Consider the following 17107-nt stretch of genomic DNA (forward strand, 5'->3'; position numbering starts at 1 on the left):
AACGTTTATGTTTATAAAACCATCTTATATCATTATGCTGGCAATTGCAGGATCGGCCTATTGGTCGGCCTGCGCGCCGGGCAGCCGTGGCTACCGGCAGCCTGAACTGAACCTGCCGGCTTCTTTTGATAGCAGCAGGCAGGCCGATACCAATAGTATTGCGGCTATTCCCTGGAAAACCTTTTTTCCTGATACAGCACTTCAGCAACTGATAAGTAAGGGCATCACTCACAATTTTGATCTGCAGCTGGCGGTAGCGCGTGTAGAGGAATCGCGGCAGCAATTGCAGCAAGCTAAAGCGAATTATCTCCCGGTTCTTAATATACAAGGCACCGGGCAATATAACAGGCCTTCAGACAATAGTCTGAATGGCCTGAGCATCGGTAATTTCCTTGGACAACGCCACCTGGAGGATTATAATCTTGCTGTTGGGCTTTCCTGGGAGGCTGATATCTGGGGTAAAATAAAGTTACAGAAACAGGCTGCTTTGGCTACCTATCTCCAGACGGGAGAAGCTGCAAGGGCTGTACAGACAAGACTGATCGTATCTATTGCAGAAGGGTATTATAACCTGCTAATGCTGGAAGAGCAGCTTGCCATAGCCCGCAAAAACCTGGCGCTGGCGGATACCATTTTCCGCATTACACGTTTACAGCGTGATGCAGGTGAAGTAACCACATTGGCGGTACAACAGGCGACTGTTCAGCAGCAAACAACTGCTCTGCTGCTACCGCAGCTGGAGCAACAGAAAGCGATACAACAGAACGCGCTGAAGTTGCTTACGGGAGAGTTGCCGGGAGCGTTAACACATGCTTTTAGTTTTAATGAATCGCCGGTATTAAATACTGCTATCAATACAGGCATTCCGGCAGCTGTGGTGCAGTTGCGTCCCGATGTGCGTGCGGCTGAACTGGCGTTAAAGGCTGCGAACTCCAGGGTTGGGGTTGCACAGGCGTCTTTCTATCCTTCCTTTATTATTACTGCATCCGGCGGTTTAAATGCTTTTAAAGCTTCTAATTGGTTTGAGATACCGGGTTCTTTATTTGGTGTGGTGGGAGGCGCTATCACGCAACCATTACTTCAGAAACGGCAGTTGAAAACACAGCTGGAAATAGCTAAGGTAAACAGGCAGCAGTCTGAGATCAGTTTCAAACAATCTGTTTACACGGCTATGTCTGATGTCGCCGATGCTTTTGTGCGAGTTAACAAGTTACAAGAGCAGCAGGTACTAACGCAAGCCAAGACTGATACGTTGCAGCATGCAATCTTTAATGCGCAATTGCTTTTCAGAAGCGGTATGGCCAACTATCTTGAAGTGATAACTGCGCAGTCGAATGTATTACAAAGTGAACTGGCGCTGGCGGATATCAAAAGGCAGCAGCTGAGCGCTATTGCCCAACTATACAGGGCGCTGGGCGGAGGTGTTAATTAGTTTTTTACTGCTATTGGTGTGGGGCTGCCCTTTATTGGGGGCAGCCTTTTTTTATGCGCCATACATGGAGAGGCTGTGTAAGTGCTTACAGTTGTGGGTGCCGTTGTGCCTATGAAACTGATGACAGCATGTTACACGTAAGTAAAAAGGCTGCATGAGTGACAATATGGCTTATTTTTTTGCTAAATAAGCGTTCACTTTCGGAACACTTTTCCTTCACTGCTCGTTCACTCCTCCTATACTCTGCTCATTTTTTTAGTTTTTTTAGCAAAGCGGACAATATGGCATAGGGGGCTATCTGCCTGCCTGATTTAATCAAATAAATCCGACGACAGGTATCTGTCGCCTCTATCGCAGATGATACATACGATGACGCCTGATGTTAGTTCGGCGGCCAGTTGTAAGGAGGCGTGTACGGCGCCGCCGCTGCTCATGCCGCAGAAAATACCTTCTTCCCTGGCCAGGCGTTTGGTCATGGTACGTGCTTCTTTTTCTTCAATTTCCATTACCCTGTCGATTTGCGACCTGTCGAATATCTTAGGCAGGTAGGCTTCGGGCCATTTGCGGATGCCGGGTATGCGGGAGCCGTCAGTAGGCTGGCATCCGGCAATTTGTATGGCGGAGTTTTGTTCTTTCAGGAATTTAGATACGCCCATAATGGTTCCGGTGGTGCCCATGGCGGATACAAAATGAGTAACCTGGCCTGCGGTGTCGCGCCAGATCTCCGGTCCGGTCGTATTGTAGTGCATGAGGTAGTTATCCGGGTTTCCAAACTGGTTAAGCATAACGTAGTTGCCCTTTGTGAGTTGCGCGTTGGCATAGTCAATTGAGCCTTCCATTGACTGCTCCTTAGGTGTTAAAATGACTTTAGCGCCGAATGCTTCCATGGTTAATACCCTTTCGCGGGTGGAGTCTTCGGGCATTACGAGTTCAATGGGGACTTTAAAGAGGGAAGCGATCATGGCGAGCGCTATTCCGGTGTTGCCGCTGGTAGCTTCTATCAGTGTGGTTCCGGGTTTTATTTCACCGCGGTCCAATGCTCCTTTAATCATGCCATAGGCTGCCCGGTCTTTCACACTGCCGCCTGGATTATTGCCTTCCAGTTTGGCATAAATAGTTACATCCTTATTGCTGTTCACATTTTTCAGCTCTGCCAGCGGAGTATTCCCCACCAGGTCCAGAATTCCGGCCATAGCCAATTGGTTTGTTTAAAATGAATAGTATGCTGCAAAGGTAGGGTTTAACGGCAGGAGACTGTGTTTTATATGTTAAATCGGGGGAGCCTTTAATGCCGGATCATTGTTTAAAGCAGTAACCTGGGCAGAAATATAAGGCAGCCTGTAATAAGTGCTACCACGGCTGCTATAAGCACCATTCCGGCTGCCATATCTTTGATTTGTTTTACACGTGGATGTTGTTCGGGAGTTACGTGGTCCATGATCTTTTCGATACAGGTGTTGGCTATTTCTGCTATCCATACCAGGCAGAAGCAGAAAAGCAGTGCAATCCATTCCAGTTTGCTTAATCTGAAATACCAGCCTGCGAGGCAGGCCAGTATCGTGGCGGCAAGATGAATCCAGGCGTTGTGTTCGGAGCCCAGGAATGACTTGAGGCCCTGAATGGCATACCTAAAGCTTCTGAGCCTGGCCAGCCAGGAAAACGGTTGATGTTTCATGGTTATACCAATCCGGATTCAATGGCTACTCTTACCAGGCCGGCGGTATTTTTTACTTTCAGTTTTTGCAGCAGGCTGGTTCTGTGGAATTCTATGGTAGAAAGGCTCAGAAAAAGCTCATTGGCTATTTCCTGGTTGGTGTATTCTTTTACAACGAGTGCCAGTACTTCTTTCTCGCGTTTGGTGAGCGTTGTTTTTTTGGCTTTGTCTTTATTCCTGATCATATCGTCGAGCAGGGCGGCTTCGAGGGCAGGAGAGAGGAAGCGTTTTCCTTTGGACACTGCTTCGATTGCATTTACGATGGTTTCGTCGTCTGCGTTTTTAGGAAGATAGCCCAGGCAGCCGACATGAAGCATTTTCTTTATCTGGTAAACAGTGTCTGTACTGCTGAATACAAGTATGTTGATTTTAGATTTAGGTTTCAGGATAGTGGCGGCAATATCATATCCGTTTGCATCGGGTAACTGCATATCGAGTATCAGCACATCGGCTGGTACTGTGGCAATATTAGCCATGAGTTCGGCGGCAGTGTTATAAACGGCTGTTACGGTGATATGTTGTTGTTTAGACAACATTGTTTTCAGTCCGTTTGAAACTACCGGGTGGTCGTCTGTAATAATAACGTTGATCATATAGGGCATTACGTTTTTAAGTAAAGCATATCTTTTCCTGTCAGATGCAATTCCATGTTTATGCTGGTGCCATGGTTGGCGGCACTTGCAATATCACACTTTCCTCCCATTTTCCTAATCCTTTCCTGAATTGTTGTAATTCCCATGCCAGATTTGCTGCGGGTATCCGGTTGCCGGATGCCAATACCATTGTCTTCAACAGTGATACTGAGGCAGTCGCCGATAAAGGCAAGCTGCACCAATGCTTCTGTTGCTTTTGCATGTTTTAACACATTATGCAGCAATTCCTGAATAATGCGATATAATGCCAGTTCCAGGGTAGGTCTGAAGCGGGGAATTTTTCCTACTGTTTCGTAATGAATATCGAGGGCATCTGCTCTTCTGACGCGGTCGCAGAAGATGCCTGTAGCTATTTCCAGTCCTTCATGCTGTAAAATTTCGGGCATCAGGTTATGAGCAGTTTTGCGCAGGTCGCCATAGGCGTTTTCGAGGAGCAGTAAAATGTCTTTGAACTCGCCATTAACGGTATCTATGTGGTTGGCTTTGAGTGCTGCGCCCAGTTGCATTCTGATGGCGCCAAGTAATCCGCCTATGCCGTCATGCAATTCATTAGCCAGCCGGTTACGTTCTTTTTCTTCTCCTTCTATCATGGCATGTAATAAGGCCATTTCTTTTTCCTGCTGCATACGCAGGGCGTTTATTTTTTGTTTATGAATGGCCTGGCGGCGCAACAGAATGCCTGTCAGTATTACAAGCAGGGTTGCTGCGAGGGTGCCAAGGATCCAGAGGCGCTGTGTTTTTATTTTATTGTCCCTGCTGCTGATAGCGAGTTCTTTTTGTGCCAGTTCCTTATTCCATTCCGCCACTTTGAATTTCATTTCCATGGCACTTATGGCCTGTATATTCCGTTCAATAGTAATGCTGTCGCGCAGTTGGGCATACGCTTTCTGGTGTTCCCAGGCGAGTTTGTAATCGCCTATGGCGCTGTAGGCATCTGCCAGTAATTCATGGCCTTCGTATTGGCTTGAAATGGGTTGGGTTTGTGCTATTTTAAGTGCCGGGAGTACGGCTGTTACTACTTCTTTGTATTTTTTCTGCAGCATATAAGCTTCGCCCAGGTTGTAAGATGCTGTAATGAACAGACCTGTATCCTTTCCTTCGCCTTCAATTTTCCGAAGTGCTTTCTGCGAGTAATAAATGGCGCTGTCGGCTGATTTCTGGGTAAGAAAGGTATGGGCGATATTGGTATAGGTAGCAGTAACGAAGGAGGAGAATATTGACATTTCCGGCAGTTTAGCCAGTTCGATAAAGCGGCGATAGTGGAACCTGGCGGAGTCGAAACGGTGCAGCAGGTAGTTGACATGTCCTTTGCTAAGGATGATCTTACCGAGGGTTTTGTTATTTGTCTGCGGTAATTGTTCTGCTTTGCTCAGATAATTGATGGCGGTGGCGAGGTATTTATCATCGGGTTTGGCCTGGTCTGGTTCTTCGTTCAGGTTTACCCAAAAGAGGATGAGTTGTGAATAGGTGTTGGCTAGTATGTCGGGGTTATCTACTTTTTTTTCTTCGATCTGGTCCAGTGCTTTGTAATAGTAGTGTGCTGCCGAATCTTTTTTGCCCAGGAACATGTACCGGTAGGCAATTGCATTGTAGATATTGGCAACAACGGTGTAACCTGCCTTATTGTTTTCGGCATAGGGTATTGCCGCCTGAAGGGCAATAATGGCTTTTTCGTGCTGATTATGGATATGATACAACACGCCCAGGTCGGTGAGGCTTTTCAGTATTCCCCTGTTGTATTTGAGCGCAAAGCTGCTTTTCAGGGCGAGGTAGAACTTATGGATAGCGCTGTCGGGGTAGTTCTCCTGCAGCACTCTGGCTTTTTTCATTTCCTGCTGAATAGCGTTGGTATCGCGGAGTAGTTGCTGTTCTGAAAAAACGGGGCCTCCCTCGAATGCGTTGTTTTGTGCGAGGAGTAATTGCGGACCTGGTATTGACAGTGATAGCAATGACAGAACCAAGGCAGCCTTTAAATTTTTAAGGAAGCTTCCTGCTCTCATAAGCGTTGCGTGTGGGGTAAAATTACGTTTTCGTGTACGAATTATAGCTGATTATATACATGTTGTGATGAATATTTGCTTCCTTTCATATTTACAATGGGTTGGCTTTGAGTTTAAAAACTGGTATTTACCCTAGTGTTTTAATGTTTTTTCAAGCCTAACTTTGGAAGCGTAAATGAAAACTGTCAGTCATTAACATATGTACTAAACAGGCATATTAGTTTTTGGCTTTCAATTTAAGCCCTATTTAGCAAATAGAAATATATAGATCAAGCTTGAGAAAGTTTGAATTTTCAACTAACTGCGACCTGCAAGTGTAAAGACTTGTTCCGTGTAAATCACCTCAACTTTTAGAAAACACACATGTATTCCTGGTTCCGGTGTATGCTGTTTATACTGCTGCCGCCGACCTGGGGATGGTGGGGTGTTGTGTTGAATCGTACTTGATAACGCGCTGCAAAACTAACGTGAAGCTTATTCCGATTACTGTCGGGAAACTCCACAGTTGATAATAAAAAACTATGGTGTACTTATAGGCATATAAGGCGCCCCGGAACTGTATTGTCCTGAGTAAAATATTTGGAAACTGATTAACCAAAACACAACATTCGCATGGGAAAGATTTACCTGGAATCTTCTTTTGGGTCACTACGTAAGTTATTTATAGCGATATTGCTCTTGGGGTTTGCCGGTGAAAAAGCGCTGGCTCAAACCCCTTTATATTTTAAAAACGGCGGGACAGCTACGACGAGTACGATTCCATTGAATCAGACGAGTCAGAAGACCCAGTTGTTGTATGCGCCAGCCGATTTTAGTACTACGCCTATTTCGGGTTATCTTACCAAGATATATTTCCGTGGTACAGTTGCTGAAGCCATAGGTACATATAGTGATCTCAAAATCAGTTTTCTTCAAACGGCTGATCTTTCTTTTCCATCGACGTCCTTTTATACGGGTCTTACCCCGGCGCTATCGCGCACGACATTTACGGTGCAAGGCAGTGCCACGGCTGGCGGGTGGTTTGTTATACCATTAGAGACACCATATCTGTACGATAATACCAAAAGCCTGATTGTTGAAATCCAGTATACGGCTGTAAGCGGCGGGATAAGTACGAATAATAATACGAGTACAGGTAATAAAAGGTGTTCAGGAACTTCATTAACCAATACCACAGGTACTACCGGTACTGCGTGGAATGATTTTGGGATGGATGTATTACCTGCTGCAGCATGTACTTCTGCGCCGGTGCCCGGTACAGTATCTTATACGTCTGTAGTAGGTTGTGCTGGCAGGCCACTTCAGTTTGTACTGCAGGATCACGGTTATGGGGCGGGCATTAGTTTTCAATGGCAATCGGCTACTTCGCTTTCCGGGCCTTACACGAATGTGGGCGGCGCATTGTCTTCTTCTTTATTTGAAACTACCGCTCCGAGCGGTACATCGTATTTCCGTTGTGCCGTAACCTGTGGCGGAAATACTTCCTATTCTGATGTAGTAACGGTTATAAGCAGAGAGGCTTTGCCTTCCGGCACATATACTATTGATAAAAATACGCCTACTGCAGGAACCAATTTTAATTCGTTCAAAGATGTGGCAACCGTATTATCCTGTGCCGGAATCACCGGTTCGGTTGTGTTTGATGTAGTGCCGGGTTCTGGTCCCTATGAGGAGCAGTTTACGCTTCCACAGATAACGGGCGCTTCTGCTACGAGTACGATAACATTTAATGGGAATGATAATATTCTTCGATATAATGGCGTTACGGCGGCAAGACATGTTATAGAATTGGATGGGGCTGACTATATTACTTTCAGGAAGTTTAATATCGTTACGCAGAATGCGACCTATGGATGGGGGATACATCTGACAAATGAAGCTAATTATAATACAATTGATAGTTGTACAATAGATGTCTCAACTACCACCAGTACTACAGCTGCCAATAGTGCAGGTATTACGGTATCGGGTTCTTCCAGTTCCGTAACTACTGCAAGCAGCGCCAGCAATAATACCATTACCAATAATACGATTATAGGAGGTTATACCGGCATCATATTATATGGAACAGCAACTTCCCAGAACGCGGTTAATAATATTATCAGGAATAACAAGGTGATGGATTTTTATGGAGTGGGTATTGAAATTGCCAATAACAATGGGGCGCTCATTGAAAACAATGATATTTCCAGGGCTGCAAGAGGGGCTGTTTACAGCGGGTTTGAAGGTGTAACTATGGGAACCGGGAATATTAATTGTGTAGTGAATGCCAACCGTATACATGATACGCACACCATTGCCAGCTCGCAGTCGGGTTCTGCATATGGTGTTTACAGCACTGCGTGTGACGCTCCTGCCGGATCGGAAAATAAAGTGACCAACAATCTGATTTATAATTTCAATAGTTCAACAGGTATCATATATGGTATCTATAACAGCAGTTCCGACGGTGTATTTTACTATCATAACACCATAGTGCTGGATAATGCCTCCTCAACAGCGGGTGCTACCCGGGGTATATACCAGACTACAGCTGCAAGCCGGATTGCTATAAAAAACAACGTTGTTGATATTCGTCGCGGCGGTACAGGTATCAAACATGCCATATTTATGGGTACCGCTACCACTACCTATGAGAGTGACTACAATAACTTTTACATTAATGCTCCTGCAGGTACCAATTATGCAGGTTGTGTTGGCACTACGAATTATGCAAGCCTAGCGAATTGGAAAACCGGTAGTGGTAAAGATGCCAATTCAATAGAAATAGCGCTCAATTATCAGAACGCGGCATTGGGAGATTATATGCCTGTATTACCGTTGGCTGCTGATAACAAGGGCACCCCGCTGGGTGTTACCCTTGATATACTGGGCGCCAACAGGAGTGCATCTACACCGGATATAGGCGCTTATGAATTTGTTGTTACGCCATGTACGAATCCTCCTGATGCAGGGACGTTGTCTACTGATTTTAATCCTATTTGCAGCGGAAAAACATTCACGCTGGTGCGTGATGGCGGCAGTGCAGGTACGGGGCAAACCTATCAATGGGAGTCGTCGGCTGATAACGCTACCTGGAGTGCTGTACCGGGTGCTACCGGATTAAGTTTAAGCAGGTCGCAAACCCAGACCACCTGGTACCGGCTTGTGGTAACCTGTGGCGTGGCTGTGCCTACTCCTGCCATAGAGATTGTTACTCCAACAGGTATGCAGGGTAACTTTACCATAGACAAGACCAGGCCTACCAGCTCTTCTAATTTCAAATCGTTTAATGACGCCTATTCTGCTATACAGTGTGGCATAAGCGGCGCTGTGGTGTTTGATGTTGCTGCAGGTTCAGGTCCTTATGAGGAGCAGCTGGTTATGCAGGAAATTCCTGGCAGCTCAGCCAATAATACAGTTACTTTCAATGGTAACGGTAATACAATCAGCTTTATTTCCGTGAACAGCAATGAAAGAGCGGTTATCAAGCTGAATGGTACAGATCACGTTATATTCGACAACCTTATCATTTCTACCCAGGGTACCACTACCAGCCAGTACGGTTGGGGTATACAGCTGCTGAACAGTGCAGATTCAAATATTATCCGGAATTGTACGATTTTAAGCAGCACTGAATCGACCTCTTCTTCTAACTACGCGGGTATTGTAATAGGAGGCAGTGCAAGCTCCGCAACAGCAACGGGTGATCCCAATTGTGATAATAATATCATCGATAAAAACACGATTGTAGGCGGATACTATGGTTTGACGATGGTAGCCAGCGGCGCCAGTGCGTTCAACTCATGGAATAAAATAACAAGGAACGATATCAAAGACTTTTACTATTATGGTATTTATGTAAATGGATCATTTGAAGCGCTGATAGATAGCAATACGATTTCCAGGCCTTCAAGAACAAGTGTTTCTACTTTCAATGGTGTTTATTTAACCAGTCCAAGCGCCAAGGCTGTTATCTCGCGTAATACCATCACCAACCCGTTTGGCGGTAATCCTACGAGTACAAGTGTTACCAACGGTATTTATTTTAGCGGTGCAGATGCACTGGCAGGGCGTGAAAACGTTGTAGTCAATAACCTCATATATAATCTTACCGGTAAGGGAAGCGTAAATGCTATTTACAACTCGAGTTCGGATCTGGCATTGTATTATCATAATACGATTCATATAGATGGCGCTACCGATGTAACGGCTTCTTTTGCGAGAGCATTTTACCAGACTACCGAGGCGCTCGATATCCAGTTTAAAAACAACATGATCACTTTCTCCCGTAATACCATAGGAGAAAAACATGCTATTTATTTAAACACACCTACCAGTACTATACAGTCGGATCGAAACAATATTTATTTCTATCCGAATTCGGGCGCGGGAGCTACCTATATGGGGTTCCGTGTAAATAATGTTTCTACACTGGCAGAGTGGAAAGCGCTTGGTTTTGATGCTAATTCTACGTCTAATGATCCCTTATATATAGATATTACTACTGGTAATTTTGAGCCTTCCAATGCTTCTATCAATAATCATGGATTACCTGTGGTGCCTCCTGTAACAGTAGATCTGAGGGGTACTGCCAGAGATGCGGCGACCCCTGATGCCGGTGCATTTGAATTTAGTCCGCCTGTTTGCATTACGCCGCCGACAGCGGGTACTATTGTGATGTCGGATAATCCAGCATGTGAAAACTCGCTGGTAACATTAAGCCTGAATGGTAATTCAACAGGAGAAGGGCAGACCTATCAATGGCAAACTTCATCTTCTCTCAATGGAACTTATACTGCTATAAGCAACGTGTTAACGAATCCTGCTTTTACTATTACTGCAACGGAGACAGCTTATTTCAGGGCAGCAATAACCTGTAGCGGGAATACGGCTTATACCACGCCGATTCAACTGATAGTAACGCCGGCTTTCCCTGGCGGAACCTATACCATTGATGCTAATGAGCCTGCTTCTGCTACCAACTTTACAAGTTTTGCAGCGGTGCGTGAGGCTTTGTTGTGTGGTATTTCCGATGCAGTAGTGTTTAATGTGGCTGCGGGCGGTGCTCCTTATAATGAGCAGATCAGGTTTGACAGTATCCCAGGTACATCGGCTACCAATACTATTACATTCAATGGCAATGGCAATACTATCCGGTTCAGCTCGTCCAATTCGAACCAGCGTGCTGTTATTACGCTTAGCCAGACGGACTATATAACCTTTAATAATTTTGTTATTGATGCTACGGGCACAGGAACCTACGGATGGGGTGTGTTTCTTACCAGGGATGCAGATAATAACACGTTCAGAAACTGTTCTATCTTACTTCCTACCAACTCCACGTCATCAAACTTTGCGGGTGTTGTCATCAGTTCTTCTGTGACCGGTGCCACTGTTTCCGGTGCTACGCTATGCGATAATAACCTTTTTGAGAACAATACTATTACCGGCGGCTATTATGGTATGACCATGATGGGGCTTGAAGCTTTGCCTTCGAGCAACAACAGGTTTATCAGGAACAAGCTGATGGATGTCTATTTTTATGGCATATATGTAGGCCAGACTGCAGATGCGCTGATACAAGGCAACCAGATTTCGCGTGCCACAAGGGCTACGACAAGTGATTTTTACGGTATATACAGTACCGGCATAAGCGCAAACCTTCAGATTACAGGTAACAGGATATTTAATCCTTTTGGCGGCAATGCTACCGCTACCAACATTACTTATCCCATTTATATTACAGCTAATGATGCTGAGGCGGGTACACCAACCAGGATTACCAATAACCTTATCTATAATCTGAATGGTGCAGGAACTACTTACGGAATCTATAATTCTTCTTCAAATAATGTTAAGTATTATCATAATACAATTTCGTTGGATAATACGTCTAACACGCTGACTTCTGCTTCGTACGGACTTTACCAAACGGGTGCTGCTGATGGGCTTGATGTAAAGAATAATATCATATCCATCACGCGGGGCGGATCGGGCGCCAACTATGGTTTATATTTCCTTACGGCAACTACGGAATTTGCTTCTGATTATAATAATGTATTCGTTAATGGAGCCGGAACAGGCGCCAATAACTTTGGCTATCATGGGGGCGTGAGAGCCAGCCTTGCAGACTGGCAGACGTATAGTAGTGGTGCCAAGGATATGAATAGTCAAACTGTGGACCCGGTATTTGCCGGCCCGGGTGCGGGTAATTTTGTGCCGCAGCAGGTTGCTATCAATGACCGGGGCACTCCTGTTGGCGTAACCAATGATATTGAACTACAGGCACGCAGCACCACTACGCCAGACCCTGGTGCTTATGAGTATGATGTTTCGGTATGTACCTCTCCGCCCACAGCTGGTGTTGCAACTGTTACACCGCCATCCGGCATTTGTCTTGGAGAAAGCGTAGTGCTAAACTTAACTGGTAACAGTTCGGGTGGGTCGCAACGTTATATCTGGCAAAAAGGAGCTTCGGCTACTGCAACGGCATGGACTGTAATAAGCGATTCGTTGTACAATCCTGGTTTTGAATATAAACTAGAAACGCCTGAATCATTCTTCCGTTGTATTGTAGTGTGCTCTGGCATATCGGATACTTCAGATATCGGGCAGGTGGTACTAAATCCATTAATGCTTGCGGGTGACTACACTATTGATCCGGCTGTTCCGCAAAGCGCAACCAATTTTCAAAGCTTTACAGCTGCTGTAGATGCATTGAAATGTGGTGTGGCTGGTCATATCCGTTTTCATGTAACGCCTGGTACTTATACTGAACAGGTAAGGCTTACCAAGATGCCGAATATGTCTGCAAACAGTACCGTAACCTTTATGAGTCAGAATGGTGATCCTGCCTCAGTAATATTGACCTATGCCAATTCAACAACTACCAACAATTATGTTGTTCAGTTCGATAATTCAAGCTATTTCATACTGAAAGGTATTACTGTTACTGCTTCAACCGCTACTTACAGTCATGCTGTAGAATTTACGGGAGAGGCGTCGAATGACAGCCTGGTGAATTGTACTATTAACCTGCCTGCTGTAACGAGTACAGCTACCGGTGTTGCTGCTGTTTATGGCGCTAGCCTTTCAGGCAACCACCTGGTAATAAAAGGTAATACTATTACCAACGGTTCCTCTGGTATTTACCTGTCGGGGATGACAACTGTGTCGCCTGATTCCTGTGTAGTAGACAGTAATATTATAAAAGGCGTTTACTATTACAGCGTCTATCTGGCGAATATTACCAATGTTCATGTAAACAAGAATGTTATTACCAAGGGAGGGATTCTGAATACCACGACTTATGGTATTTATGCAACCAATTGTGATTCTGCCTACCAGATCAATAATAATGACGTAGAGATATATACTAGTGGAACCACTGTGTACGGTATTTATTTAACCGGTTGTCAAACCAGCCAACAGGCGCGGGCCAGTATTACAAACAATAAGATAATAGCAGGTGATGATAATACCGGTAACCAGTATGGTTTGTATATGACAACAACTACGCTGGCCGATATAAGGAACAACGTTATATCGGTGAATACCAAAGGGGCCACGTCCTATGGTATTTATCAGAACTCAGGATCCACAGGAGGCTTCCTGTATCACAATAACACGGTGCAAAGTAAAGCTACTTCCACCACCAATAATGTGGCTGTTCATATAGGTCAGACAAGCAGTAGTTCTGCAGGACCTACCTATTTTCATAATAATATTTTCAGCCATCTGGGTGGAGGTACAGCGTTTAGTATCGCAAGTTATGCTGTCGCTTATTCTGATTACAATATGTTGTATTCCAGCGGATCGACACTTATAGCTAATGGAGCTAACCTTTATCCTGCATTACAGGCATGGCGGGATGCCTCTTTAGCTGATTATAATTCTATTGTATATGAACCGGCTTTAACCGGGGCTGCGCTTACGCCGGATGTCGCGAATCCGAATGTATGGGCTATTCATGGACGCGGTGTGCAAATTGAGGGTAATGATGCCGATATAAATGGAAATCCAAGGCCTACTACGTTAGCTGCCGGTGTGCCAGACCTGGGTGCATATGAATTTGTACCTACTGCTGTTCCGGTACTGTTAACGGCTACACCAGCAACGCCGGCTCCGAATACCACGCAGACGTTTATGCTGGGCACAGATACTGTAACCAGCATAAAATGGGGTGCAACGGTGCCTGCTACTGTAGAAGGCAGGAGGTATTCAGGTGTAATGCCGCCGAACCTTGCTGCCGGCCAGCCCTACATGTATTTCTATACAGATTTTGACTTTACAGGAGCAACTCCTGCTGCTCACACTGTAGAGCAGGTATATCTTGATTCATGGAGAGGTTTGATAGAAACCGAGGAAGAGATAAACCTGGGCAGGACTAATACTTCGAATGTATGGGAAACAGGAGCAAACAGTACTGTGCAGGTATTGCGAAATATCATTACAGAAGCTAACCTGGGCGTCCTGGATAAGTTTACAGGTTTAACTGATGGTCCGGCAATTGTACCGCCTGTTACTATAAACCCGTCAGATTCTTCGAACACGGGAACTAAATTCTGGGTTGGCTATGGTCACTACCAGGATTTTGCTACTGCAAATGCTCAGGAGATGGTGCTGTATCTTGCCGCTGCTTCTAGTCCGGCTACGGTTACGGTGCGTATAAATGGCACCAGCTGGGTGAAGCAATATACTGTAGCAGCCAACAGTGTAATCGTGAGTGATTTCATACCCAAATTTGGATTGAATGATGCGCGTTTGATGAAGGAAGGGCTTTCTGAGAGAGGGATCAGTATTGAAAGTGATATGCCGATTACTGCATATGCGCACATTTATGGAAATACAAGCTCAGGCGCCACCATGTTAATGCCTGTTGGTACCTATGGCTACGAGTATTATGCGCTTACTTCCAAACAGCATTATGCTACAGTAAATACCTATTCATGGTTTTATGTAGTAGCTGCCTATGACAGTACTGTAGTTGAGATCACACCATCTCAACCTACCCTGAATGGGCGTGCGGCTGGTCAGACCTATACTGTTAATCTTAAAAAAGGACAGGTGTACCAGGTGCTGGGGGCGATGTCTAATGATGCATTCGGATATGATCTTACCGGAAGCCGTATAAAGTCTGTTGCGAATAGTGCCGGTAAATGTTATCCTGTGGCGGTATTTTCCGGAAGCAGCCGTACTAATATCGGTTGTGGCGATGCACAGCCAGTGAACAACGGTGATAACATTATTCAGCAGAACTTTCCGTATAAGGCGTGGGGCCGGAGATACCTCACTGCGGCTACGTCACATGCCGATGCTGCTGATCAACTGAATGGCAACCTGTTTAAGGTTGTTGTGAAGGACCCCACCACCGTGGTGAAAAGGAATGGAACGGTGCTTACCAACCTGATCGATAATTTCTACTACCAGATAGAGACGAACGGAGCTGATTATATAGAGGCTGACAAGCCAATAATGGTTGCGCAGTTCATGCCTTCGGCGGCGTCTACCAACGGCTGTGGCTATACTGGTAACGGTGATCCTGAAATGATTTACCTCAGTCCTATAGAGCAGGGTATAAAATCGGTTCGCTTATATCGTAATACCAGGTATAATATTACTGTTCAGTATCTGACGCTGATTATACCTGCCAACGGTGTGAACTCACTGACTGTAGACGGGAATAACACTTTCGATTATGTATATGATCATCCGAACCTGGCAGGATATAAGGTGGTAGTGAAACGTTGGACTGCAACGGCTGCACAAACGGTTGTGCAAAGTGATTCTGCGTTCACCGCAATTACTTATGGCCTGGGAAGTGCGGAAAGCTATGGTTACAATGCGGGTACACTGGTGCTTGATCTGAATACTGTTTCCGGTATAAGGAACGTGCACAGCCCGTCAACAAGCAATAGTGAATTTACCTGCGCAGGTACGCCGTTCAAATTCAACTTCCTTTCTTCTGTTGAGCCAACATCTATTGAATGGCAGTTGAATACCGTTGCGGGATTGCTGCCTAATAATACCAATGTCATACAGGCTAATCCTGTAGCAACAGGGACTGTTATTATCAACGGGGTAACTTACTACCAGTATTCGTTACCAACGGAATACAATATAGATGTGCCTGGTGTTTATAAAGCCAATGTGTTTATCACGCATCCGTCACTTGAAGGCTGTTCAAGACTAGAGACAGCGCTTCCTATTACGGTATTTGAAACGCCTAAGCCAGATTTCTCGGTTACAGGTAATTGCCTGGGCGGGCCGGTGCAGTTTGCAGGCAGCGTTGATGTAGCCAGCAGCGACGATAGTTATTCGTGGAGATGGGATTTCAAAGATGGTGGCGCTACTGCCGCAACTCAGAATGCTTCACATACATTCTCGGCAACGGGTACTTATAATGTTGATCTCAGTATTATAACCAAAAACGGTTGTATTGCAGACACCACTAAAGCAGTGACTATCGGAGCTGCGCCTGCGGTAGTGCTTGTTGAAGATTCGCTGGCTGTTTGCAGTGGCAGCACTGCGACATTCAGTGTGCAGTCTCCTGTAGCGAATACGACGTACAATTGGTATGATGCTGCTACAGGTGGAACATTAGTGCATACCGGTAACAGCTGGACCACACCAGGTATTACAGGACCAGCCAATTATTGGGTTGAATCGGTTCAGAATGGTTGTATCAGTGACAACAGGGCAGATGCCAAAGCTGTTATACTTCCTGAATTAGTCATGAACACACCGGTTGTAGATTCAGCCGGCGCCAATCTGCTGATCTTCAGATGGGATGCTGTTCCTCAGGCTACAGGATATGAGGTGTCTACGAATGGTGGAAGTACCTGGGTTATACCTTCTTCAGGCGCAACAGGTACGACTCATACTGTAACTGCGCTGGTTGTTAATCAAACTGTAACGCTACAGGTAAGGGCGCTGGGCGGTTGTTTACCTGCTGTTTCGCAGGCTGTTTCAGGAACAACTGTTTCGGACCAGATCTTTATTCCCAATGCATTTACGCCCAATAACAGGGGAGATGTTGAGAACGAAAAACTGAAGGTATACAGTAATGTCATCAGGCAGTTAAACTTCATGATATTCAACCAATGGGGACAGAAGGTATTTGAAACGAGAGATCAGGCTGTAGGATGGGATGGTAATTTCAAAGGAAAGCCACAGCCTTCGGGAGTATATATCTACGTTGCGGATATCATTTTAACCGATGGCCGGCGTGTTCAAAGAAAAGGAGTCATCAACCTGATCCGATAAAAACAATCAACAGGATGAAGCTGCATGCAGCTTCATCCTGTTTGAATAACGCTATGATTTG

6 protein-coding genes are annotated in these 17107 nt (G+C 45.3%); 2 read left to right on the plus strand and 4 right to left on the minus strand.

Features of this window, described 5'->3' with window-relative positions; all coding sequences use genetic code 11:
* Positions 1-7: 7 nt before the first annotated feature.
* Positions 8-1432, plus strand: a complete 1425-nt coding sequence (locus tag ESB13_RS03175; RefSeq protein WP_129001579.1) for an efflux transporter outer membrane subunit — start codon at positions 8-10, stop codon at positions 1430-1432.
* Between the two features lie 311 nt (positions 1433-1743).
* On the opposite strand, the gene cysM is transcribed toward ESB13_RS03175, so the two are convergent.
* From cysM to ESB13_RS03195, 4 genes are all read right to left on the minus strand, one after another.
* On the minus strand, positions 1744-2625 hold the full coding sequence (gene cysM / locus ESB13_RS03180; protein ID WP_129001580.1) for a cysteine synthase CysM: 882 nt from the start codon (positions 2623-2625) through the stop codon (positions 1744-1746).
* 110 nt (positions 2626-2735) lie between these two features.
* Complete coding sequence (locus ESB13_RS03185) at positions 2736-3107, minus strand: diacylglycerol kinase family protein (protein WP_129001581.1); 372 nt, start codon at positions 3105-3107, stop codon at positions 2736-2738.
* A gap of 2 nt (positions 3108-3109) precedes the next feature.
* Positions 3110-3739, minus strand: coding sequence for a response regulator (locus ESB13_RS03190; protein WP_246022426.1), 630 nt, complete (start codon positions 3737-3739; stop codon positions 3110-3112).
* A gap of 8 nt (positions 3740-3747) precedes the next feature.
* Positions 3748-5799 (minus strand): tetratricopeptide repeat-containing sensor histidine kinase, encoded by a 2052-nt coding sequence (locus ESB13_RS03195; protein WP_129001583.1) that lies wholly within the window; start codon positions 5797-5799, stop codon positions 3748-3750.
* A 612-nt stretch (positions 5800-6411) separates the two neighbouring features.
* Here ESB13_RS03195 and ESB13_RS03200 point away from each other — a divergent pair.
* Complete coding sequence (locus ESB13_RS03200) at positions 6412-17046, plus strand: Ig-like domain-containing protein (protein WP_129001584.1); 10635 nt, start codon at positions 6412-6414, stop codon at positions 17044-17046.
* The last annotated feature ends 61 nt before the right edge of the window (positions 17047-17107 follow it).

This window comes from Filimonas effusa, assembly GCF_004118675.1.
GTDB lineage: Bacteria > Bacteroidota > Bacteroidia > Chitinophagales > Chitinophagaceae > Filimonas > Filimonas effusa.